This window comes from Devosia sp., assembly GCF_014860165.1.
Lineage (GTDB): Bacteria > Pseudomonadota > Alphaproteobacteria > Rhizobiales > Devosiaceae > Devosia.
In genome coordinates, this window is sequence record NZ_JACZKG010000003.1 from 1 (window position 1) to 22280 (window position 22280).

The following is a 22280-nucleotide window of genomic DNA, read 5'->3' on the forward strand; positions in this document are numbered from 1 at the left end:
CGGCAACCGGGACCCCGGCCTCCTGCTCCTTCAAGATCGCAATGATCTGCTCTTCGGTGAACCTGCTTCGCTTCATCTCTGGTCCTTCTGATGGGGCCAGAGCCTACTTCAAACTGGATTAGGCGCAGGGGGCAACGTCACGCGCCGGAAGGGCGTAGTATTTCTAGTCTCTGTTTACTGTCCCCATCGGCGCAAGGTCCACTTTCGGATTTCGCCAAACCAAAGCACACTACTGGCCATCGCTATGCATACAAGCCATTGCTCGGGCGGAAGTGGAACGGTGCCGAACGCTTGGCTCAGTGGTCCGAAATTGACAACGGCCACCTGTAGTAGGATCGATAGGCCGACCGCCCGCCACAGCCACGGATTGGCGAACAGATGCCGAAAAGCGCTGCTTGTTTCTGAACGCGCATTGAAGCAATTGAACAACTGGGCGAAGACCAGCACGGTAAATCCTGCTGTGCGCGCCTGATCCAGGCTCTGTGTTCCCGCGATCAGCCCACCTGGCTGGTACAGATCAATCGTAAGCAACGTTGCCACGGCCATGACCAGACCGATCTCAACCACGCCGCGCCACATCCGTGCGTCGATTGCCCGCTCATGCATTTTGCGTGGAGGGCGAGCCATTACGTCCTCGGTTTGTGGATCGATGCCCATCGCGAGGGCAGGCCCCGTATCGGTTATTAGGTTGATCCACAAAATTTGGGTAGCTAGTAGCGGCAGGGCTAGTTCGCCCCCATTCGTCCGGTGTAGTCCAACGACGTTGGCCCCAACAACACCCAGGAACACTGTCATCACTTCGCCCATGTTGGACGACAGCAGGTAGCGCAGGAACTTGCGGATATTGTCGAAGATGCCGCGCCCTTCACGCACTGCCTCAACGATTGTCGCGAAATTATCATCCGCCAAAATCATCTTCGCCGCTTCCTTGGTCACCTCCGGGCCGGTCACGCCCATGGCAATGCCTATATCGGCCGCCTTCAGCGCCGGGGCATCGTTCACGCCGTCACCAGTCATCGCCACGACATTGCCCGCGGCCTGCAGCGCGTCGACGATGCGCAGTTTGTGGACCGGCGCGACCCTGGCGTAGACTGATGTCGTGCGAACTGCGTTCGCAAATTCGTCATCGTCCATGGCATCCAGCTCTGCCCCAGTTAATGCCTTTGTCCCGAATTCAACGATGCCGAGCTTGGCAGCGATGCGTGCCGCGGTGCGGGGGTGGTCGCCGGTGATCATGATCACGCGAATTCCGGCGCGACGCGCCTCTGCTATCGCCACCTCCGCTTCCTCGCGCGGCGGATCAGTGATCCCAACGGTGCCGACAAAGATCAGGTCCTCTTCCAGCTGCTCGCTGTTTCGTGGATCTTCTTGGGCGCCCAACGGCCGGTAGGCCACGGCCAACGTGCGTAACCCTTCACCAGACAAACGCTCCAGACTGGCCTGGGCACGGCTCCGATGCGCGGCATCGAACGGCACCACGTCCATTCCGACCCGGACGCGCGAACAATGGCTCATCAAAACGTCGGGCGCTCCCTTTGAGATGACAACAAGTTCGCCGCCGCGCTCTAGGTCACGTTCGACGGTCGACATCATCTTGCGATCAGAGCTGAACGGGATTTCAGTTAACCGCTCGAACCGCAGCTTGCGGCGTTCATGAACGCCAAGCTTGCGCTCGGCTACCAAAAAGGCGGCCTCGGTCGCATCGCCATGAATCGCCCAGGTTCCCTCTCCCGTCTGCCGCAGGCTGGCATTGCCCGCGAGACTACCGCCGCTCAAAACCACGATCTGCTCGGCACGAAGCGGGCCCCTGGGCTCCGTCCCGCCTTCGTCCGCCTCTAGCCGGCCCAACGGCTCGTAACCGACGCCAGTTACCTGGGCGCCGCCGGATGCGGTTAGTATCTGTTCGATCGTCATCTCGGAGCGCGTTAGCGTACCTGTCTTGTCCGAGCAAATCACGGAGGCAGAGCCCAGCGTCTCTACCGATGAAAGGTTTTTTACTACAGCATTCAGTTTGGCCATGCGCTGCACCCCCAGCGCTAGCACAAGCGAAAGGATCGCCGGGAGGCCTTCGGGCACGGCGGCAACCGCCAGCGATACTCCCAGGAGGAGCACCGTGATGACGTCCGAAGGCCCCTTTATGTCGGACACCCAAAGCACCGATGTAACCACGATGATGGTGATGCCGACGACAGCGGTGCCGAGCATGCGGCCGATCCGGGCCACCTCCTTCTGTAGCGGCGTCGGCTCATCGGCCGTCGCGTCGAGCATGGCTGCGATGCCGCCCATCTCAGTTTGCATGCCCGTGGCGGAAACGACGGCAAGACCAGTTCCCTGCACGACCGCGGTGCCCTTGAACACCATGCAGAAGCGCTCGGCGAGCGGCGCTGGGCCATCAAGAACAGCCGCGTCTTTCAGAACGGCTTCGCTTTCACCGGTGAGTGACGCTTCTTGCACGCTGAGGCTCGCCGAACGCAAAAGTCTTGCGTCGGCGCCGACGGCGTCGCCTTCCTCGAGCGCCAAGATGTCGCCGGGTACCAGTTCGGCGCTGGGGATCCGTTGCCTTTCCCCGTCGCGCAACACCGACGATGTGACAGCGGTCATCCGTGCCAAGGCGGCCACAGCACCGGCCGCCTTGGCCTCCTGCACAAAGCCGAGCACAGCATTGGCAAGCACCACCATGGCAATGACCATCGCATCGACCGGCCAGCCGCCCGGGCGCTCGATCAGCCAAGCCACAAGAGAGATGAAGATTGCACCAAGTAGCAGATAGACCAGGGGGTCTTGAAACTGCGCCAATGCGCGGCGCCAAGCCGACGGAGGCACGACCGCCCGCAGTTCATTGCGTCCGTAGGAGGAGAGACGGCGGGCCGCTTCAGCGCCGGTCAGACCAATCGTAGCGTTGCTGTGCAGATCGCGCATCAGTGCTTCGGCGTCGTAGAGCGACGGATCGGTTTGGGGGGAAGACAGAGGTAAGTCGCTCATATTTACACCGCAGTTCACCAGAGTGGCTTTCAGCCGACCATGGACGCGTCTGGCTCGAATGCTGTTGCAGGTGAAGCCCAACGTAGAGCACCTGCCGAAAATCGTTGGTCTAGGTCAGCTTTTTCGATATCGGCGACATCTCCCTTCATCGCGGTTTCCTGTTCCGGTGTCGGAGGGTGGCGGACCTTAGCCCATGCCCTAACAGTCTCCGCGCCTTTGACCGCGCCGTTCCTGATGCACATCAGTGCGAGGGTTAGCCAGATGGGCCAAAAATGGATCACTCGCTGCGGGACCGGCAAACGGAAAGGAACCCAATGCCAAAAACAGAATCCAAAGGGCGGGTCAATGCCGTGCGCGGTGCGGTTGTCGATGTGCGCTATGACTCGGGGCTCGCTGCCCGCACTGAACGAGGCTCTGCTGGTAGGATGGGACCGCCCCTGCCCGTTGATGCTGGAGGTCCAGAGCCATCTTGACTTGACCACGCTGCGCGCCGTGGCCTTGCAGGCGACTGCGGGGCTCTCTCGTGGTGTGACTGTACGGTCCACCGGATCACCCATCACGGTGCCGGTGGGGGCGGCAGTGCTGGGGCGGGCCGGACCAGGCGGCGGCCATAGCCCAAATCATCCCCGACGCGCTGGATGCTATAGACTTTGCGGCGGGGTCGATGGGTCCGAAAATTACCGCCGCCTGCGTTTTCGCGCGGGCGGGCGGCTCGATGGCGGGAATAGGACGCTTGCAGGACGCTCGCGCAATCGTCGAGGGGCGGGCGGGCACGCAGGTGCGCCTTGTGCCTGTCACACCCGGGAACCGTCTTTCCGGCGAAAAGAAGAACGCCGGGTTGGCACGGCACCAACCTGGATCAGTGCAAGCGACGGTCTGAAGGGCGAATATCAGGCAGTGGAACCCATTCTGTTGAACGCCCGCAAAAAAGACCCAATCCGCACTACCCACCAGCCCTTTGTCGTACCGCATCGGATGGACCGACCTGAAGCAGAGACGCCGTAATCGACTGGCTCAAAGGATACCAGATGACTCATTCTATGACTGGCGAAATCGCTCTGATCACCGGAGCGGCAGGTGCCATCGGCCTGGCTACCGCCAAATTGCTGGCCGCCCGCGGTGCCACCGTGGTCGCCACCGACATCGTCGGGTCTGATTTTGGGCCGCTACGATCCGCCATCCCGAATGCCGAGCGGCTCTTGGTCCTGGAAGCGGACGTAACCGATGAGGCAGCATTCGCCGCAGCTGTCGCGGCCACGGTCAACGCATTCGGCACCATCGACATCTTCTTCAACAATGCGGGCATTGAAGGTCCGGTTGCGCCGATACCGGATTTCCCTACCGATGAATTTCGCAGGGTGATGGAAGTCAATGTAACCGGAATCTTCCTGGGGCTGAAATTGGTCATACCTGTGATGGCTGGCGCGGGCGGCGGCAGTATCATCAATTCGTCCAGTGTCGCCGGGCTGATCGGCTCGCCGGGGTTGAGCGCCAGCATGACGCGTGGCCAGCAAGCATGCCATCCTGGGCTTGACCCGCGCGGCGGCGGTGGAATGGGGGGCCAAGGGCATCCGCGTGAACTGCATCAACCCCGGCCCGATCGAAAGTCGGATGATGGCCTCGATCGAGGAGGGCGTCAGCCCCGGCGAAGCGGTTGCCGTGCATGAGGGCTTCGCCGCCACGATCCCGATGAAGCGCTATGGCACCCCGGACGAGGTGGCGGGCGTCGTGGCGTTTTTGGCCTCCGATGACGCCGCATATGTCAATGGGGCCGCCTATACCGTTGATGGCGGTATGACCGCCGCCTGATCACTTCAGCAAGGGGCCGTCGTGATCGAGGTAGGTCTTGTCGAAATCCGCCAGTTGCACCAGGGCATTAAGGTCGTGTATCTCGACCTGCCCGTGCTGAAAGGTGACCAGACCATCGTCACGCAATTCGCGTAGGACGCGGTTGACATGAACCGCGCTCAGTCCCAGTGCGTCGGCAAGCAGGTATTGTGACAGCGGGCAGCCATATCCAGAGGTTGACCCGAGGCCCACCAGTTTCAGCCGTGCGCCCAACTCCAGCAGTAAATGCGCCGTGCGTTCCTTTGCATCCCGCCGCCCGATGCCTACCAGATGCTCGACCACCATCGCCTCGTCGCGCGACGCAGCCCAGAGGACTGCGGTAGCCAGGCGCGGCGTGTTGCTGAAGGTTTCCAAAAGATCGTTGGCCAACACCTCGGACGCTTCGACCTTGATGACGGGTTCGATGTTGTGGTCCGCCGTGCGGAACAGCACGGATCGCAGACCCAGAAAATCGCCGGGAATCTGGAAGTCGACGATCTGTCGTGTGCCGCCAGACAGAATTTTGTACGAGCACACCCAGCCCGAGGCCAAAATGTAGGCCGATTGATTGATCTGGCCCTCATGCACCATGTCGCGGCCGGCGGGAAACACCTTGCGGCGACTATGCAACCTGTCCAGCGCCGACATCTCGGCACCGGAGAGGGCGACGAAGGCTCCCAATTTGCGGGCGAATGGGCTGTGCAGTGCTGTCAATGCCGACGCTCCTTCGGTAGCCATGCTCCTGAGACGGAACGGAAGGAAAAATCCGCGTGAACGACCAATGCCGCTGACAACACTGATCTGCCTCAGTTCACGATACCATATTTCTGCGACACTGTTGCAGGGTCTGGATGAATTGGCGTTCCGCCTGTCCAGCGCCAGCCTTCAGAAAGTCAGCCCAATGCCCAAGATCCCTGACGTGTCCGGAACGGCGGCCCTCGCGATTTGCGAGTCGCTGCTGCTGGCGCTGAACGACCGCAAGATCTTACCTGAACACGAAATCGTCGGGATACTGCGGGACGCAGCTGGGGCGCATTCAAACGACACCGGCAAGGACGGCAACGCCGACCTTCACCTCGCCGTCGCGGCACTGATCAATGGTATTCTTGCAGGTGGAAATTCCGTTCGTCGCAGATAGCGACGATTGGCGCCCCGCCTGTTGCAACTGGTCGATCAGATGCACTCTTGCCTCGAGCAACACGTCGGCACGTCTCGCCGAACCGACGCTAGGCGCTCGCCATCCAGCAGGCCGCGTGCATTGGTGAACACCGAAGGCGCGAACAGGCAATCGCCGAGCAGGGTGGTCCCGAGGATCGCCCTGCTCGGCGAGGGTGCTGGCCTCGCAGGTTCATCTCAGATCGCGTCGACGGCCTTCGCCAGAAGGTCCCGCACATCGCCTGCCACGGCCGTCAATTCAGAGTTGTCGATCGGCTGCATCGATGCCACCGGGTCGATGGCGCTGACCTCCACCCGCCCTCGACTTCACGGAGGATGACGTTGCAGGGCAGCATCGCGCCAACCCGAGGCTCGATTCCGATCGCCTGATGTGCCATTTTCGGATTGCAGGCCCCGAGAATGCGGTAGGCCGACATCTCGACATCGAGCTTCTTCTTCATCGTCACCTTGACCTCGATTTCGGTTAGAACGCCAAAGCCATGCGCGGCCAGCGCTGCACGGGCGCGTGCATCGACGGCGTCAAAGTCCGTACACCTGTTGTCAGGCGGTTGATCGTGTAATCCATTGGCTCACCTTTCGTCTATTTGCGCAGGTATTTGACCAGCGCTGCAATCGCAAGACCGACAAGCACAGTGATGAGTATCATCCAGAGCCAGCCGAAACCCATACCATTGTCATTCATCGTCAAAGCCTCCTGATCTGTAACGGGAATATCCGCCAACCGGCGCTAGGCTCGATTGGCGAGGGAACGGGGCCTGTTAGTTGTTGCCCATCACTATCCCGCATCTGAAGAGCTCGAGATCATCAATCTCGTCGAGCAGTCCCACCTGCCGACCCGCAAAACGCTGGACCGGCTGGTATCCGATGGGTCAGGGCATGATACCTCATTCTTGCTCGTTCCCATCCGCGATCGATTTTTTTTGAGCGGACGGTTTTCCAGTGTCAGGCCGGCGACGCATTCCTTCGGCGCACTGGACTCACGGCTTAGATCCTTGACCTCATGGCTGGTGGCGGCCCGTGTCGTATTGCCAGGCGGCGACAGCTGTCGGCTCAAACACTCCGCCGACGCCGCTGGGCGTCCTCCGCGGGTTGCCTATCGGAGAGGCGCGGTCGAGCGCAAAGGTCATGCGAGCGCGTGCATCGCCGCGTCGCATTCACGGTTGCATTCGGTGTCGTTCTTCGCCGTATGCGCCTTCTCGGCCGCGTGACAATGCTTCATCGCCGCGTCCTTCTTGGGACCGGCAGGGGCCTTATCACACGCCTCCTTAACGGATTTCATCTTGTCGTCGTGGGTGCCGAACATGTGGGACTCGTGATCCATGAGGCTGGTCCTTTCTGGGTCCGCCCGAATTCACTAAGCCGCTCCGTCGAACCGGCACTACGCCCGGCAACCGATCAAGCACACTTTGCCGCAACTCGAAACGGACGACTGACGGCGTGTTCGATTGCCGTCAGAGGAACCATATCGGGATGTCGTGGGACGGGAACTGATGCAGGTTAGGTGTTCCGGACTTTTCCGCTTGCGTCTGGTCCCGCAAGATAAATACGACAGATGGGTCCTGTTCCTCGGCTCTCGGGTTCCGCAGGCTGATGCAGGTTAATACCCGCACTCCGGAAACGGTGTAGGCAGATTGGAGAGGATCGCGACATTTGCCGCGCGCTTCTAGGCTCAAGGAAGAACCGACATGATAGCGATGCAAGCTTGGCGCCAGAGCCTCTCCGGCGGCAAGGCGGTCAGAGGCACAAAAATGGCCTGTATGCCCGAACACACGAAACGCTCGACTTTGGCCAGATCGCTGGCCGCATGCTTTGTCTTGGTCTTTCCACTCCCTCTGCTCGCGGCTGAGGCTCAAGAAACTGGCGTGGACAACCAACTGTCTTCCGGTGAAGTGAGCGTTTCCGCCACCGAGCCGGCGGATAAGTGTCTGAGCGATCTGCGCGCTCTAGACAGTCAGATGCAACAGGACGGCTACTGGCTCGGCGGTTATGGGACCGGCGATCCGGGGCTCGGGTATGGCTATCCTTTAGGCGGATATGGCTACGAGTATGGTTCGGACCCCCATGGCACGGCAGCTGCCGCCATCCGGGCAGGTTCAGGAGCCGGGCGGCCTGCGCCACCGCAACGCCCCGTTCCCTAACCAGCTTAACAGCCTCGAGCTTGAACTCCCGGCTGAACGTGCGTCTCTCCATCAAAACTCTCCAGTTCCAAAAACTGGACTGCCCCTAGCCCGGTAGACAGGCCCCGCCTATCCTTTGAGCATAGGAGGCAGCTTGTGAGTACACAGAGATTACCCCGGAATTTAAGGAAGAAGCCGTCAGGCAGGTGGTTAATCCCGCCTGGCGCTGCCGCCCGTCTCCTTCGTGAAGGCTAAGCGACCGGCAGGGAGCACCGCTGCGTGGTGTTTAGTCACTGTCCATTGCTGCCTTGGGTCCGGATCACGCCGCCGAGGCAGGGTCGCTTGGCGAAGCATCCAAGGAGAATGCGGCGTTCCCGAGCTAATGAGTGACAATCCAGGGTTCTCGCTCGCTGGAGGCCCGGCCGGGGGCAAATGTTCGCCGCTCTAAAGGCTTTCGTTGACCCGGTCGTGGTGGGCGATCTGGTCGTGGAATGTGCACTTGCCGTGATCTGCGAGAATCTCGATGACCTGGCAGGTCTCCACGCGACCATGCGAGCATCCCTCTACCATTCGCTCTAGCTCGGCCTCGAGCGCGGTCAAGCTGGCGATCTTCCGCTTCACCTCCACCAAGCGGGCCTTCGCGATCGCATCGGCCTCGTGACACGATTGGTGGGGAGCATCCTGCAAAGACAGCAAGGTGCGGATCTCGTCGATGTCGAAGCCCAACTCGCGAGAATGCCTGATGAAGGTGAGACGCTCCACGTCCTTGCGGTCGTAGGTCCGCCGGTTGCCCTCGGTGCGCGGCGCCGCCGGCAACAAGCCGATTTGCTCATAGTACCTAATGGTGGGCACTTTCACCCCAGTAGCTTCCGATACCTTGCCGATCGCGATCGCGTGACTCATTTTGCGCTTGCTCCTACAGTGGCTAGAGGATGTACGCCCGATGGAAGGAATTCAAGGAGTCGGTGCTATGGCCGCAGGGGTTGATACAACACGCTTCCGTGTAGAAGGCATGGATTGCGCCAGTTGCGCTACCAAGGTCGACACGGCAGTGCGCCGCGTTGCGGGCGTCGAGGACGTTTCCGTCTCGGTCGTCTCAGGCACGATGACGGTCCAGCATTCGACCACCACCGATCTCGGTGCGGTCTCCGGTAAGGTGACGAGCCTCGGATACAAGGCCACCCCATTGCCCGCAAGCACGGCGCCGGGAGCTGCGGTGAATGAACCTGTCACCGCGGATGGTGTTGGAGAGGATCATGATCATGAAGGTCATGATCATGAGGACCATGACCACGCTTCGCACGCGGGTTACGATCATGGAGGTCGTGACCACAGCGTACACGAAAGCCTGCACGGCAAGCGCAGGGAGTCCGCAACCAGACCCGCAACTGCCAAGAATGCGGTCGCCCTGGAGGGTCTTCACGGCCATGATCACGCGTTCGAAGAAGGGACGTGGTGGAAGACTCCCAAGGCGCGGCTGACTATCATCGCCGGCATCGCGGTCGCCGTGGCGTTCGCGGCGGGGCAGATATTCCCGCAGATCGAACAGTGGGTTTTCATTGCCGCCATGGTTGTCGGCTTGCTCCCCATCGCCCGTCGCGCCTATGTCGGCGCGGTCAATGGCAGTCCGTTTTCGATCGAGACCCTGATGACGGTGGCGGCCGTGGGCGCCGTCTTCATCAACGCCGCCGAAGAGGCGGCGATCGTCGTGCTGCTGTTTCTGGTCGGTGAGCTGCTGGAAGGCGTCGCCACCGGGCGCGCGCGCGCCAGCATCAGGGCGCTCGCCACGCTGGTGCCCAAGACCGCGTTCCGCGAGGTCGGAGGGAAGATCGAGGAAGTCTCTGCCGATTCCCTCGCCATCGGTGACGTCATATTGGTGCGCCCAGGCGATCGCGTCCCAGCCGACGGCATCATTGTATCCGGTGAGAGCGCGATCGACGAGGCACCAGTCACCGGCGAATCCGTACCCAAGCGCAAGCAGATCGATGATCAGGTATTCGCCGGAACCATAAACCAGGAAGGCGCTCTGCGCGTAAGTGTAACGGCCGCTGCAGCCGACAATACCATTTCGCGCATCATCGCTCTGGTTGAGGAAGCCCAGGAATCCAAGGCTCCGACCGAACGCTTCATCGACAGGTTCTCCCGCTATTATACGCCAGGCGTGATGGTGGTCGCCGCCCTGATTGCGGTCCTGCCTCCCTTGATCACGGGCGCTCCGTGGGACGAGTGGATCTACAAGGGCCTTGCCGTCCTCCTGATCGGCTGCCCCTGCGCGCTGGTCATCTCCACGCCGGCAGCGATCGCCGCCGCGCTTTCCGCAGGCGCTCGCCGCGGCCTGCTGATGAAGGGCGGCGCGGTTCTCGAGTCCCTGGGCAAGATCAATATGGTCGCTCTGGACAAGACCGGCACCCTGACTGCCGGCAAGCCCCAGGTCACCGACATCGTCGCCGGCGCCAGATCCGAGCGCGAGACCCTCGAACTTGCCGCTGCCCTCGAAGTCGGATCGAGCCACCCGCTCGCCAGCGCCATTCTTACCAGGGCGAAGGCTGACGGCATCGAACCCGCTCAGTCCAGCAAGGCCGGTGCTGTCGGCGGCAAGGGTGTCGTAGGCACCGTGAATGGCATTGACTTGTTCCTGGGTTCGCCCAGGGCCGTGGCGGAGAAGGTCGCGCTCGACAATGAGCTCGATGCGCGGATCGTTGCCTTGAACGACGAAGGCAAGACCGTCTCGGTGCTGCTGGCGAATGGAGAGGTCGCCGGCCTCATTGCGATGCGCGACGAGCCGCGCCCGGATGCGATCGAGGGCCTCAAGGCAATCAAGGCCCTGGGCGCTGACATCGTGATGTTGACGGGCGACAACAAGCGCACCGCCGCCGCGATCGGCAGGGCCTTGGGCATCGAGCCGCGGGCCGAACTTCTGCCCGAGGACAAGCAAAGGATCGTCGGTGAACTCAAGGCCAGCGGCAAGGTAGTGGCGAAGGTCGGCGACGGCATCAACGACGCTCCCGCCCTTGCCGCTGCCGACATCGGCATCGCCATGGGCGGCGGCACCGACGTGGCGCTGGAGACGGCGGATGCCGCGGTTCTGCACGGGCGCGTCGTCGACGTGGCCAACATGATCGCGCTCTCGCGGGCGACCATGGCCAATATCGGCCAGAACATCACGATCTCGCTCGGACTGAAGGCCTTCTTCTTGGTCACCACGGTGATAGGTGTCACCGGCCTATGGCCTGCCATCCTGGCGGACACCGGCGCGACTGTCCTGGTCACGGCGAACGCCATGCGCTTGCTTGGCTGGAAGGGATTGGGAGGCAAGGCGTGAGGAAGGCGTTCGTCGCGCTCTACCTCGTCCCAATCCTTGTCGCCATCGACCTCGGGACGAAGTTTTGGGCGTTGGAGACGATGAAGGGCTTTTGGGGGGCGATTCCGTTGTTCCCCGGGGTATCCCTGCGCCTCTTCTCTAATCCTGGCATTTCCTTTGGCCTATTCGCAGGCTCGCCGTGGCCGGTAACTCTTGTCACGGCGGCGATGACCGCAGCCCTCGCAGTTTGGTTCGCCTGTTCGAAATCGGACCGGGAGCCATTGGCCATCGGCTGCATCATGGCGGGTGCCGCCTCCAACCTCATCGACAGGCTGCTGAACGGTGCGGTCACCGACTTCCTTTCGTTCGGGAGCCTGGACGCACCGCTGTTCACCAACAATCTCGCGGACATCTGGATCACCCTTGGCGTGATCTTGTTGTTTGGAGGCGCATTCCTCGGCCGGCGCGGAACCTCCCCACTTGCCCGGAGCGAGCGACCATGACGGCCACAATTGCTGGCGTCTTGAAAGGCGGGACAGTTCCGGCATGTCTTTTGGGGTGGGATCGACTATCCACCAGGTATTACCGGAGCACCGACATGGCCTATAAGGCCCCTCTGCCCCTGCGGCTCTTCCAGTACGCCCTTTGGGCAATCATGCTGTTCGTCCTCGTGTGGTTCTTCGTCATCCCCCTTTTCCTCAGGGCCACCGCGCCGCAGGCCCCGCCGGCGCAGCAGAGCCCATCGTCCGGGGCAGACCTCGACCAGCCGCTCGGGATGACCGAACAAGATGGTCGCGACCCAACACAAGATGACTTCGCCGGCCGTTCCTTGGCAACCCAGGAAGGGGAGCCGTCCAAGCCGCAACCGCGGCAGTTGCGCAACCCGATCGGGCGCGCGTGAGACCGTTGGACGCATCCCCGCATCCCGCCCGGCGTCTGTTGCTCGCCGGCATCCCTCTGGTTGTCTTGGTTGGTCTGGTGGGAACTTTCGCTGTCGCTCTCAACGACACGTCCACCGACCTGCCTTCGGTTCTGGTCAACAGGCAGGCTCCGGAATTCACTCTCCCGCCGATCGTGGCAACGGGCGTGCCCGGGCTCGGTCGGACCGATCTGCTCGGCCAGGTGAGCGTTGTCAACGTCTTCGCCAGCTGGTGCATTCCCTGCCGAGACGAACATCCCTTGCTCGTCGAACTGAAGGAACGGACCGGTGTCCGGCTCCTCGGTATAAACCTTAAGGACGAGGCGGCGAACGCAACGGCGTTCCTCGATGAGCTGGGCAATCCCTACGATGCGATCGGGGCCGACAGAGACAGTCGGGCGTCCATCGACTGGGGCGTCTACGGCGTCCCGGAAACCTTCCTCGTCCGGGCGGACGGTCTGGTCCTGCGGAGACACGTCGGTCCGCTGGATCGCGCGTCGCTTGATGAATTCGTCGCTGCCATTGACAGGGAGAAGAGCCCCAGATGACCCCGAGATACGGCTCGATACAATACTTGCGAGGCCTGGCCGCCACCCTGGTCGTGGCGTCCCACGCTTTCCTCTACCCCATTGCCGACGAACCCCTGCTCTATGGTCGCTGGGGATGGCTGGGCGTCATCCTGTTTTTCGTCATCTCGGGCTTCATCATGGTGACCGTCACCGGAAACGGGCGTTTCGACGGGCCGTTCTTTCTCCGGCGCCGGGCCGTTCGCGTGATCCCCATGTACTGGGCGGCCACCCTGTTCACCGCGGCCCTAGCCCTGGGTGCTCCCCAACTCTTTAAGACCATGTCCTTCGAATGGTCGCAGCTCTGGCGCTCGCTGCTTTTCATCCCCTTCTACAACGAGACGAGCGGTGGCATCCATCCGATCTACAAGCTGGGCTGGACGCTCAACTACGAGGTCTACTTCTACCTTTGCTTCGCGATCCTGTGTTTTTTGGGCTCGACGTCTCGCGTCATGATCCTCTCCCTCCTCTTCGGAGGACTGGCTCTGTACGGGTATCTCGCAACGCCGCAGGACGCCCTGTCCGTTTTCTACACCAGCTATGTACCGCTGGCCTTCTGCGTCGGAATGGGCCTGGGTCTCATGGCTCTTCGCGGCGCACGCGCAACTTCCCCGCTCACCCTGTGGAGTGCTGGACTGGTCGGCCTGACGGGTCTGGTGGTGGGCTTGGCGTGGCCTGCACAGGTCGTCGAAGACTGGACAGCCTTTCTGGGCTGTCTCGTCTTCGCGACTTCTGCCGTATTCCTCGGGGTGCAACTCGAACCTGTCCTGCCACGCGTCAGGTATCTGGAGCGGTCCGGCGATGCGTCCTACTCGACCTACCTCTCGCATATTTATGTGGTAGGCGCCCTTTCCTGGTTAGCTTACGCTGTCCTGCGCGCTGAGGATCCAGCAACGTATATATCGGTAGCGATGGTGACCATCGCTTGCGCCACCGCCGCGGGGGTTCTCCTCCATGTTGCTATCGAGCGTCCGTTAACCCGATGGTTCACGCCACTCGCAGCGCGAGCGCCAACCGTTCCTGCGGTGCCGACTTGAGGTGTGCAGACAATTCGTGGGCCTGGCGTGTGGTCCTTGTGGCTTGGTAGGTTGGCGTGAGTAAAGGGGACGTGGTTGCTCTGGCTGCGACTTTCAGGGTGCTGGGCAGTCCTGCGCGCTTGCGCATCCTGCTCTGCTGTCTTGACCGGCCCCAGTCGGCACGCAACGTCGCGCTGGATCTCGACCTATCCCGCTCGCTGGTAAGTCAGCACTTTAGGGTTTTGCGAGCGGCGCGTCTGGTTACCGGAGTTCGAGCGGGAAAGCGTGGGTCCTTAAGGCTTGCCGATGGACACGTCAGGACCTTTCTGGAGGATATGCTCATGCTCACGTCAAAGGCGTTGCCTCGCTAGATCTGTGCGACGCCCTGCACGCTCAACCGGGGAACTGGCGTGCCGCGCGCACGCGTTGGCGTGAGTCAAGGGGACGCAGTCGCTCTCGCTGCTCGACCAGACGGCTTTGGGGGATCGCTGGCGCATGTCGATTGTCCATGAACGGCGGGGCGTTTGAGATGATTGCGATTGTCCGCCAGTTCGTATGTCAGTCTGAGACCCGCGCGCTGCGTAAATGACAGGTGCTATGGTTTTCTGTCGTATTCACTTTATATGCTTCGCGGTGATGCCGCCGCCGGTTCAAACCGCCCGGCTTTCTGTTTATGTCCATAGGGAGTTGCCTCATGTCGATCGAATTGGGGCATTTCGCATTGGTACTCGCCTTCGCCATAGCTGCCGTCTCGACGATCGGCGGTTATGCGTTCTGGCGGCCCGGCCAGCGCATCGCCATGGTGCTGTGCCAGGGAGCCGTGCTGCAATTCGTGCTGGTCACGGTGGCCTTCCTGGCACTGATCCAGGCCTTCGTCACCTCGGACTTCAGCCTGGCGTTGGCCGTCAACAATTCCCATTCGCTCAAGCCCCTGCTGTTCAAGATCTCCGGCGTCTGGGGCAATCACGAGGGCTCGATGCTCCTCTGGATCCTCATCCTCGTCGCCTTCGGCGCCATGGTCGCTGCCTTCGGCCGGCGCCTGCCCAACGACCTGCTGGCGCTGGTGTTGGCGACGCAGAGCCTGCTCACCGCGGCCTTTGCCGGCTTCACGCTGTTCACCTCCAATCCGTTCGAGCGCGTCTTTCCGCCCCCCTTCGAGGGCAATGACCTCAATCCGGTCCTCCAGGATATCGGTCTCGCCATCCATCCGCCGCTGCTCTATGCCGGCTATGTCGGCTTCTCGATCTGCTTCTCTTTCGCGGTGGCTGCGCTGATCTCGGGCCGCATTGACCAGGCCTGGGCGCGCTGGGTGCGGCCCTGGACCATGCTGAGCTGGACCTTCCTCACCCTGGGCATCGCCATGGGCTCCTACTGGGCCTATTACGAGCTCGGCTGGGGCGGCTGGTGGTTCTGGGATCCGGTGGAAAATGCCAGCTTCATGCCTTGGCTCGCCGGCACGGCCCTACTGCATTCGGCGCTGGTGATGGAGAAGCGCAATGCGCTCAAGATCTGGACGATTCTTCTGTCCATCATCACCTTCTCCCTGTCGCTGCTCGGTACCTTCCTGGTCCGATCCGGCATCCTCACCTCGGTCCATACCTTCGCCAGCGATCCGACGCGCGGGCTGGTGATCCTGACGCTGCTGGCGCTGGTCATTGGCGGCGCCTTCATGCTCTTCGCGCTACGGGCCTCTTCCTTGCGGCAGGGCGGTCTCTTCGCGCCGGTCAGCCGCGAGGGCGCGCTGATCCTCAACAACCTGTTCCTCGCCAGCGCCCTTGGCGCCGTGCTGGTCGGTACGCTCTATCCGCTGCTGCTCGATGCGCTGACCGGCACCACCATCTCGGTCGGGGCGCCTTTCTTTAATCTCACCTTCGGCGCGCTGATGTCGCCACTGCTGCTGGTGCTGCCCTTCGGGCCGCTGCTGGCGTGGAAACGGGCCGATATCGTCGGGGCAGCGCAACGGTTGATCGGAGCGGCGGCGCTGGCGATCTTCTGCACCATCCTCATCTCGGCGCTGGGTGGCGTGTCGATTTCACTGGCGCCGCTGGGCCTGCTGCTCGGCTTCTGGGTCGCCTTTGGCGCCGTCGCCGAACTGATCGACCGCAGCAAGCTGGGCCGCATTCCCTTGGTGGAGAGCTGGCGTCGGCTCGTCGGCCTGCCGCGCTCGGCCTGGTCGACGGCTTTGGCGCATTTCGGCATCGGCATCACCGTGCTCGGCATCGTCGCCACGTCCGCCTGGGAAACCGAACTGGTGACCACGCTCAATCCGGGGGAAAGCGCCGAGCTTTCGGGCTACATCGTCGCCTTCGACAGTTTCGAGCAGGTGCCAGGCCCCAACTATGTTGCCGATGAGGGGCACTTTACCGTTACGTCGCCTTCCGGCGACACTCGACAGCTCACCGCCGAACGTCGCACCTATGTCGCCAGCGGCATGCCGACCACCGAGGCGGCAATCGAAACTTACTATCTCTCTCAACTCTACCTCCAGCTCGGCGAGCCGCTGGACACGACACATGTCATCCGTGTCTGGCACAAGCCCTACATCACCCTGATCTGGTTTGGTGCGATATTGATGGCTGCAGCGGGGGTGCTCTCCCTCTCCGATCGCCGCCATCGTATTGGAGTGCCGCGCGTGTCGGTCAGAACCATTCGGCAACCCGCTGAATGAGCGGGTAGCCGAAGTAGGGACAAGCGATAGCGATGGTCGACAGCGCTGATTTTCTCGGTCGTCTTGGCGGATCGACCAGGTGTTCCGGCGCACTGCTGACCCCTGCCTAGCGATTGCCGGACTGCTGTCCTTTGAAGTGTTCCACATGTGATCAGGGTTGCGTCGCGCCGACCGCCGCGTCAGCGCTTTGGGCCACTATGGTCGAGCGATTATCTTGAAGATCGACCCACTGACCGGCGTCAGCTTGGGACTGGCGTTTGATGTAGAAATATGGGGTCTCCGACCATGTCAGGATCTTGCTATCCTGATTATCAAGCACAAGATCTCCACGATCCGTACGAACCATCAAAACGGCGTGCCCTTCTCCGCTGGCTTGCCTCACCACAGCGATCAGCAGGGTGCTTGCCGGCCATCCTGCGTCCAAAAGCGCGCGGCGCTTTGCCAAAACATAGTCTTCGCAGTCGCCCGCTCGGTTGGGATAGGTCCAAAACTCCGCAACCTGGTATAGATCGTCGTCCGAGACAGGACGAACCTCGGCATTGTATCGGGCGTTGATCCCAAGGAGTTCGCTCCAAAGGACCTGATCCAGGGCGACTGCTGGAACCATAACGGGATTGCGGACGCATTCAAGAGGACGGGAGCGACAGAACTCCATGTGCCCGATTGGAATACTTGTGAGTTCCCCTGAAGGCGCAAACGCCGGGTTGGCTAAGTCTATCGCCAGAGCTACGGTAGAAGGCACCAAAAACATAGTGGCAAAAACGAAAGCTGCAATTACTCTGCGGGACATAGTCTCGTCTCCCTACGCAGGACGAGGCTACGAAGGCGAGATTTGCGCTCGCGGAACAATGCTACTAAATTTTAAATCGAATTCAGCGCAGAACGCGAAGATGTCGTTAAGCATCAGGTGGCTGGGTGCGCGGGCGCTATTCGCTCAAATGTGCTAGCGCTTGGCATGCGTTACCTTGGTGCGGGCCTCGATCATCGATCCATCTGCGCGACCACCTTCATCATGCTGTTGTAGTACTCAGATCGCCCATGTGGGTGCGCTGCACCGGTCATCGAGCTTTAGCCGTGGTGCTGCAAACCGGCGACCCGCGCAGCGGCGGCCATGAGTGGCTCGGTCGAATTGCGCGAAAAAGCTGCCGGCAGATCGTTGAAAATTGCGATAGGCGCGGTAAGGCGCGCCTTCGAACGTCAAAGTCCCGTCGCCGACCAAACGCCAATCTCTGCCGAAGCGATGTCGAGGTCTTAAGTTGTAGCTGGCAAGTTCTGCGTGGCGAGGTCAACTTCCTCGAAGGTTGGCCCCGACGCATCCTGGAGACGCCGTCACGACGCTTTGGTGGAATTCCACCCTGACCGCAGCATCGGTCTCGATAGCGAGCAGGCGATCCGGCTCCGGTCCGGTATTGGTCAGGATCATGTAGGCTGCGGCAGTCTTGGCTCCCGGAAGGGTAGCGGCAAGATAAGGGTGTGTGATCTCAACATCGGCCACCTTGAACTCATGCCCGCCGGCGGACCCGGTCAACGCCAGCAGGATTGTGGTGGCAAGCGGCAACAGTTTCATTTCGTCCTCCTGGGGCCCGGCACCCGATGCGGTCGTTGACGCCTTCCGGGCAGCAATAGGCAGGCCAGCGGGTTTTTGCAATTAATTCCTACTTGCAAGACGGATGCGAAAGGCGATAGGGATCATTTGCGAACGGTTCGCATCTTGGATGCCATATGTCGAATAACGAACTTGCCCCCGAAACGGTGACCCGCCGGAGCCTGCTGATTGGTGGCCTTGTCGCCGCTGGCGGGGCTGCTGCCCTCGTCAACACCGCAGTGGCTCAGGATATGCCGGGGCACGACATGGGCACCATGCCGGCGGATGAGGCCACGACCCCCGCCGATCCCTACGCCGCGCCCAGCTCGCATAGCGGCGCCCACGGCGACATGATCACGGTCGGCATGGTGGACCACGCCGCCAATGGCTTCGATCCCACCACCATGCTGACCGAGTGGGAGACCGGCACGCTGTCCACCATGGAGGATGGCCAGACCCTCCGCACTTTCGAGATCGAAGCGATCGACAAGGAAATCGAGATCGCTCCAGGAGTCATGTTCCCGGCCTGGACCTTCAATGGCCGCGTGCCAGGCCCGGCGCTGCGGGCGAAGGAGGGCGAGCGCCTGCGGGTCGTGTTCAAGAACTATGGCTCCCATCCGCATTCGATGCATTTCCATGGCATCCATTCCGCCCGCATGGACGGTGTCCCCGGCGCCGGCCTGATCAATCCGGGCGAGGAGTTCGTCTACGAATTCGACGCCAGGCCGTTCGGCTGCCACCTCTATCACTGCCACGCGCTGCCGCTGAAACGGCACATGCACAAGGGCATGTACGGCGCCTTCATCATCGACCCCGATCCGGCGCTGCATCCCGAATTCGCCGACGTCGCCGCCTCCCGCCTGCTCGGCACGCCCGAGAATGCCGGCTGGCAGGAAATGGTCATGGTGATGAATGCCTTCGACACCAATTTCGACAACGAGAACGAATTCTACGCCGTCAACACCATCGCCCACGCCTACGCCCGGACGCCGATCCGCATCGTCAAGTCCAGGCCGGTCAGGATCTACCTGGTCAACGTCACCGAGTTCGACCCGATCAACTCGTTTCACCTGCACGCCAATTTCTTCGACTATTTCGACACCGGCACCAATCTGACCCCGACGCTGCGCACCGTCGACCTCATCATGCAGTGCCAGGCCCAGCGCGGCATCCTCGAATTCTCGTTCAAGGAACACGAAGCCGGCAGCTACATGTTCCACCCGCACCAGACCGAGTTCACCGAACTGGGCTGGATGGGCATGTTCGACGTAGTGGAGGGCTGAGCCGATGAACGATATGACCGAAGTGATGTCCCCCTCGGCCACGACGACCACCACCGGCAAAGGTAGGGCCCTTCTCTGGCTGCTGCTGCCGCTCGGACTGCTCTTGCTGGCCATCGCCTGGATCGCCTCCACCGATCCGCTGCGCAACTTCAACAATGGCGCGCCACCCGTCGAGGCGCTGACCTATGAGCGCACTGTGCTCGACGATACCGGCATCCATGTCCTGGTCCGCGCCGGCGGCTCCGAGCCGATGTCGATTGCCCAGGTGCAGGTCGACGATGCCTATTGGAACTTCACCCAAAACCCGCCCGGCCCGATCGCCCGCGGCAACACGGCCTGGCTCGACCTCGCCTATCCCTGGGTGCTCGGCGAAGCGCATGTCGTCAACATCATCACCAATACCGGCACCGCCTTCGCCCACGAAATCGCCGTCGCCGTGCCGACCCCGGTCCCCACCCAGTCGATGCTCTGGCAGCAGGCCCTGATCGGCATCATCGTCGGCGTCCTGCCAGTCGCCATTGGCCTCATGTGCTATCCGGCGCTGCGCGGCGTCGGCCAGACTGGCATGAATGCCCTCCTGGCCCTCACCATCGGCCTCCTGGCTTTCCTGCTCGTCGACATGACCTTCGAGGCGCTGGAACTGAGCGCCGAATCCGCCGCCATGTTCCAGGGCTCATCCATGGTGGTGCTGGCGGCGCTGGCCAGCTTCCTCATCCTGATGGCCATCGGGCGCTGGCGCGGCACGCCGGCCGGCCTGTCGCTGTCCTTCTTCATCGCGCTGGGCATCGGGCTGCACAATTTCGGCGAGGGCCTGGCCATCGGCGCGGCTTTCGCGGCCGGTTCGGCGGGCCTCGGCACTTTCCTGGTGCTGGGCTTTGCCGTTCACAACGTCACCGAAGGCATCGGCATCGCCGCCCCCATCCTGAAGGTCCGCCCACCGCTCTGGAGCTTTGCCGCCCTGGCATTGCTCGCCGGCGCACCCGCCGTCTTCGGCCTGTGGCTGGGCAGTCTCGCCTATGCGCCGCAATGGTCCGCCCTGGCCCTCGCTGTGGGGGCCGGCGCCATCGCCCAGGTCATCGTCGAAGTCGGCGCCTATCTGCTGCGCTCCAACAAGGGCGCCCGCTCGCCGCTCTTCTCCCCGGCCGTGCTTGGCGGCTTCCTCGCCGGCATCGGCTTCATGTATCTCACCGCCGCCATCATCAAGATCTGAGGCGGAGCAACCAGCGAGGAGTGTCGTGCCGATGGCGTCAGTTGAGAGTTTCATCGCCGAATGCCGGATAAAGGGCATCAAGCTGACGGGGCAGCGCCGGGTTATCGCCCAGGTCATGGTGGAGGGACAGGGGCACCCGAACGCCGAGCAGATACACGCAGACGCAGCCCACCAGCATGATCGGATCTCGTTGGCGACCGTGTATCGAACGCTCCGCGTGCTGCGCGATGCCGGCATGGTCATCGAGCACGCGTTCCCGGACGGTCGTTGCCACTATGAATTGGCCGGTCGCCCTCACCACGACCACCTGATCGATAAGGAAAGCGGCGCCATCGTTGAGTTCTGCGACCCCGAGATCGAACGGCTACAGCAAGCCATTGCCCTTCGCCTTGGCTATCGGCTAACCGGCCACCGCCTTGAGCTATATGGCGTTCGAGCGCGCTAAGCTGCCGCGGTAGTTTGCAGCGCCCAAAAGGGGCAGTCAGTGGGCACGTCAGTCACCAGCGCGGTGCGAAAAGGATGATCGCGGTGGCGACCAATGCGAGCGCACCCCCAACAAGATCCCAGCGGTCCGGGGCCGTCCCGTCTATCAGCCACAGCCAAAGCAGCGACGCGACAATGTAGACGCCGCCATAGGCAGCATAGGCGCGGCCTGCGTGCTCGGCCGGCGCTAGCGTCAGCAGCCAGGCGAATGCGATCAGTGACGGGATGCCCGCCGCCAGCCAGATCGGCGACTGCCCCTGGCGCAGCCACACCCAGAACGCAAAGCATCCGGCGATCTCTGCCAGCGCCGCACCGGCGTAGATCAGTCCAGTGGTCACGACGATGGGCATGGCCGCCTCCCGATTAGGTCAGGTTGGTTGACACCATCAAATGCTCGTCGTCAACGCGGTCAGCCAACCGGGCGCACCAGCGGTAAGCGCCGTTTGGATCGGACGATCTAGGCCGGTCAGCGTCAGGGTGCCGGCCGTCACCAGGAGGGCGCCGAGAACCATCTTGAGCGTCGACGCTGCCCGGACCATGCCACCACGCCAGCGAAGCAGCAACTCGCGCGACAGCATGACCAGGATGAGAAGCGGCACCGCCGTGCCCACGCCGAACGCCATCATGGTGATGGCGACTTCGACCAGGTTCTCTCCCCGGGCAGCCATCAGCGAGGCAGCGCCAAGTGTTGGCCCAACGCACGGCGTCCAAACGGCGCCCATCAACAGGCCGACGCCGAACTGCCCGCCGACGCCGGCCGTCGAGAACTTGCCGAAGCGATGCTCAGTCCAGTTGGCGACCGGTCCCGCAGCGGTCGCAAAGCGGGTTTGTAAATGTGGCACGAGCAGGACCGCGCCGACCGCGATCATCAGGATGGCTGCCATCACATCAGGGAACCTGCCTCACACTCAGAGCAAGCCCGACTACCTATGCTTTCGGGAGATGGCTCAGCCCTGCTGAACGTCCGACATGGGCCGGGCGCGAAGCGGTCGGCGGATTCGCATAACATGCAGTCTGGAACGGAGCAGTGGGTTCCGCTTCCCCGGCCTAATCGACGTCACCAGGCGTCTCCTCTCGTCCGCAATTGGGAGCATCGCCTCATTTTGCATCGCGCCAGAGGACCGCAGTATTTCTGGTCTCGGTTCAC

Annotated in this window: 22 protein-coding genes and 3 pseudogenes; 14 read left to right on the top strand and 11 right to left on the bottom strand. The window is 62.1% G+C overall.

Annotated elements, in window-relative coordinates:
• Together IH615_RS22195 and IH615_RS00290 are read right to left on the bottom strand one after the other, a co-directional pair.
• A partial coding sequence (locus IH615_RS22195) for a transposase (protein WP_366484651.1) occupies positions 1 to 76 on the bottom strand: 76 nt, incomplete at its 3' end.
• A 98-nt stretch (positions 77 to 174) separates the two neighbouring features.
• Complete coding sequence (locus IH615_RS00290; protein WP_291358910.1) at positions 175 to 3063, bottom strand: cation-translocating P-type ATPase; 2889 nt, start codon at positions 3061 to 3063, stop codon at positions 175 to 177.
• Positions 3064 to 3429: 366 nt separating this feature from the next.
• Between IH615_RS00290 and IH615_RS00295 the strand changes: the two genes are divergently transcribed.
• The 3 genes and pseudogenes from IH615_RS00295 (at position 3430) to IH615_RS00305 (ending at position 4791) form a co-directional block, all read left to right on the top strand.
• Positions 3430 to 3987 (top strand): hypothetical protein, encoded by a 558-nt coding sequence (locus IH615_RS00295; RefSeq protein WP_291358911.1) that lies wholly within the window; start codon positions 3430 to 3432, stop codon positions 3985 to 3987.
• A 35-nt stretch (positions 3988 to 4022) separates the two neighbouring features.
• Positions 4023 to 4412: pseudogene (locus tag IH615_RS00300) on the top strand (SDR family NAD(P)-dependent oxidoreductase); the annotation flags it as partial.
• Between the two features lie 73 nt (positions 4413 to 4485).
• Entirely contained in the window at positions 4486 to 4791 is a 306-nt protein-coding gene (locus tag IH615_RS00305; protein WP_291358912.1) for an SDR family oxidoreductase, read from the top strand.
• On the opposite strand, the gene IH615_RS00310 is transcribed toward IH615_RS00305, so the two are convergent.
• Positions 4792 to 5523 carry a Crp/Fnr family transcriptional regulator gene (locus IH615_RS00310; RefSeq protein WP_291358913.1) on the bottom strand — a complete coding sequence of 244 codons (732 nt, stop codon included), beginning with the start codon at positions 5521 to 5523 and terminating at the stop codon, positions 4792 to 4794.
• A gap of 67 nt (positions 5524 to 5590) precedes the next feature.
• Here IH615_RS00310 and IH615_RS00315 point away from each other — a divergent pair, with 67 nt between their 5' ends.
• Positions 5591 to 5947, top strand: coding sequence for a hypothetical protein (locus IH615_RS00315; RefSeq protein ID WP_291358915.1), 357 nt, complete (start codon positions 5591 to 5593; stop codon positions 5945 to 5947).
• 215 nt (positions 5948 to 6162) lie between these two features.
• Here the strand turns inward: IH615_RS00315 and IH615_RS00320 are convergent.
• The 4 genes and pseudogenes from IH615_RS00320 to IH615_RS00335 all read right to left on the bottom strand — a co-directional run bounded on the left by IH615_RS00320 (position 6163) and on the right by IH615_RS00335 (position 9005).
• Positions 6163 to 6550: pseudogene (locus IH615_RS00320) on the bottom strand (DUF302 domain-containing protein).
• A gap of 558 nt (positions 6551 to 7108) precedes the next feature.
• The gene (locus tag IH615_RS00325; protein WP_291358917.1) at positions 7109 to 7288 is read right to left on the bottom strand and encodes a hypothetical protein; all 180 of its coding nucleotides are present in this window, start codon (positions 7286 to 7288) and stop codon (positions 7109 to 7111) included.
• A 788-nt stretch (positions 7289 to 8076) separates the two neighbouring features.
• Positions 8077 to 8175, bottom strand: a pseudogene (locus tag IH615_RS00330) (transposase); the annotation flags it as partial.
• Between the two features lie 371 nt (positions 8176 to 8546).
• Entirely contained in the window at positions 8547 to 9005 is a 459-nt protein-coding gene (locus tag IH615_RS00335) for a helix-turn-helix domain-containing protein (protein WP_291358918.1), read from the bottom strand.
• 67 nt (positions 9006 to 9072) lie between these two features.
• Between IH615_RS00335 and IH615_RS00340 the strand changes: the two genes are divergently transcribed.
• The 7 genes from IH615_RS00340 (at position 9073) to IH615_RS00370 (ending at position 16572) form a co-directional block, all read left to right on the top strand.
• Positions 9073 to 11424 (top strand): heavy metal translocating P-type ATPase, encoded by a 2352-nt coding sequence (locus tag IH615_RS00340; RefSeq protein ID WP_291358919.1) that lies wholly within the window; start codon positions 9073 to 9075, stop codon positions 11422 to 11424.
• On the top strand, positions 11421 to 11906 hold the full coding sequence (gene lspA / locus IH615_RS00345; RefSeq protein WP_291358920.1) for a signal peptidase II: 486 nt from the start codon (positions 11421 to 11423) through the stop codon (positions 11904 to 11906). The genes IH615_RS00340 and lspA overlap by 4 nt, the downstream gene beginning before the upstream one ends.
• A gap of 95 nt (positions 11907 to 12001) precedes the next feature.
• The gene (locus IH615_RS00350) at positions 12002 to 12304 is read left to right on the top strand and encodes a hypothetical protein (protein ID WP_291358922.1); all 303 of its coding nucleotides are present in this window, start codon (positions 12002 to 12004) and stop codon (positions 12302 to 12304) included.
• Positions 12305 to 12309: 5 nt separating this feature from the next.
• Positions 12310 to 12870 carry a DsbE family thiol:disulfide interchange protein gene (locus IH615_RS00355; protein WP_291358923.1) on the top strand — a complete coding sequence of 187 codons (561 nt, stop codon included), beginning with the start codon at positions 12310 to 12312 and terminating at the stop codon, positions 12868 to 12870.
• Complete coding sequence (locus tag IH615_RS00360; RefSeq protein WP_291358925.1) at positions 12867 to 13925, top strand: acyltransferase; 1059 nt, start codon at positions 12867 to 12869, stop codon at positions 13923 to 13925. Before IH615_RS00355 ends, IH615_RS00360 begins: the two co-directional genes overlap by 4 nt.
• Positions 13926 to 14023: 98 nt before the next feature.
• The gene (locus IH615_RS00365) at positions 14024 to 14275 is read left to right on the top strand and encodes a winged helix-turn-helix domain-containing protein (protein ID WP_291359070.1); all 252 of its coding nucleotides are present in this window, start codon (positions 14024 to 14026) and stop codon (positions 14273 to 14275) included.
• A 323-nt stretch (positions 14276 to 14598) separates the two neighbouring features.
• Positions 14599 to 16572, top strand: a complete 1974-nt coding sequence (locus IH615_RS00370; RefSeq protein ID WP_291358926.1) for a heme lyase CcmF/NrfE family subunit — start codon at positions 14599 to 14601, stop codon at positions 16570 to 16572.
• A 151-nt stretch (positions 16573 to 16723) separates the two neighbouring features.
• Here IH615_RS00370 and IH615_RS00375 read toward each other — a convergent pair whose 3' ends face one another.
• Positions 16724 to 17362, bottom strand: coding sequence for a transglutaminase-like cysteine peptidase (locus tag IH615_RS00375; protein WP_291358927.1), 639 nt, complete (start codon positions 17360 to 17362; stop codon positions 16724 to 16726).
• Positions 17363 to 17857: 495 nt separating this feature from the next.
• Positions 17858 to 18139, bottom strand: a complete 282-nt coding sequence (locus IH615_RS00380; protein WP_291358928.1) for a copper chaperone PCu(A)C — start codon at positions 18137 to 18139, stop codon at positions 17858 to 17860.
• A gap of 155 nt (positions 18140 to 18294) precedes the next feature.
• Here IH615_RS00380 and IH615_RS00385 point away from each other — a divergent pair, with 155 nt between their 5' ends.
• Genes IH615_RS00385 through IH615_RS00395 form a run of 3 tightly spaced genes read left to right on the top strand, consistent with a single transcriptional unit; the run spans position 18295 to position 21095 of the window.
• On the top strand, positions 18295 to 19440 hold the full coding sequence (locus IH615_RS00385; RefSeq protein ID WP_291358929.1) for a multicopper oxidase domain-containing protein: 1146 nt from the start codon (positions 18295 to 18297) through the stop codon (positions 19438 to 19440).
• Positions 19441 to 19453: 13 nt separating this feature from the next.
• Positions 19454 to 20650, top strand: a complete 1197-nt coding sequence (locus tag IH615_RS00390; protein ID WP_291359071.1) for a metal transporter — start codon at positions 19454 to 19456, stop codon at positions 20648 to 20650.
• A gap of 31 nt (positions 20651 to 20681) precedes the next feature.
• Positions 20682 to 21095, top strand: a complete 414-nt coding sequence (locus IH615_RS00395) for a Fur family transcriptional regulator (RefSeq protein ID WP_291358930.1) — start codon at positions 20682 to 20684, stop codon at positions 21093 to 21095.
• 52 nt (positions 21096 to 21147) lie between these two features.
• On the opposite strand, the gene IH615_RS00400 is transcribed toward IH615_RS00395, so the two are convergent.
• Both IH615_RS00400 and IH615_RS00405 read right to left on the bottom strand, forming a co-directional pair.
• The gene (locus tag IH615_RS00400) at positions 21148 to 21483 is read right to left on the bottom strand and encodes a YnfA family protein (RefSeq protein WP_291358931.1); all 336 of its coding nucleotides are present in this window, start codon (positions 21481 to 21483) and stop codon (positions 21148 to 21150) included.
• 36 nt (positions 21484 to 21519) lie between these two features.
• Entirely contained in the window at positions 21520 to 22017 is a 498-nt protein-coding gene (locus tag IH615_RS00405) for a cytochrome c biogenesis protein CcdA (RefSeq protein ID WP_291358932.1), read from the bottom strand.
• Positions 22018 to 22280: the final 263 nt, after the last annotated feature.